The sequence below is a fragment of the Mesorhizobium norvegicum genome, from assembly GCF_004919685.1.
Lineage (GTDB): Bacteria > Pseudomonadota > Alphaproteobacteria > Rhizobiales > Rhizobiaceae > Mesorhizobium > Mesorhizobium norvegicum.
The window spans coordinates 1-355 of the sequence record NZ_SMYZ01000129.1 but is presented as its reverse complement, the minus strand read 5'-3'; the positions used below and the strand labels follow the sequence as shown (position 1 = coordinate 355).

The window sequence follows — 355 nt, the reverse complement described above, 5'->3', positions numbered from 1 at the left end:
CAGAGGGGGGTGTTCAAGCTGGACTTGGACCAGAAGGCGAAAACACCCGCTTCTTCGCCGACGGCGATTTCTACACACCCGATCGCAAGGCGCGCTTCATCGCCATCCGCCCCACCACGGAAATCCGCACCAGTCCGGACTATCCGCTGATCCTCAACACCGGCCGTATCCGCGACCATTGGCACACCATGACGCGGACGGGGAAAAGCCCGCGGCTTTCCCAGCACATCGCCGAGCCCTTCGTTGAAATCCACCCGGCGGATGCGCAGCACTTCGGCATCGGCGACGCCGACATCGCGCGTGTTTCCAGCCCGCGCGGCGACGTGCTGGTGCGCGCGCTGGTGACGGCGCGCCA

The 355-nt window shown here is 65.6% G+C and carries 1 protein-coding gene; it reads left to right on the top strand.

What is annotated here, in order from left to right; genetic code table 11:
* Nucleotides 1-355: molybdopterin dinucleotide binding domain-containing protein (locus tag FCU66_RS37445; protein ID WP_281285590.1), on the top strand; the 355-nt coding region annotated here is incomplete at both ends.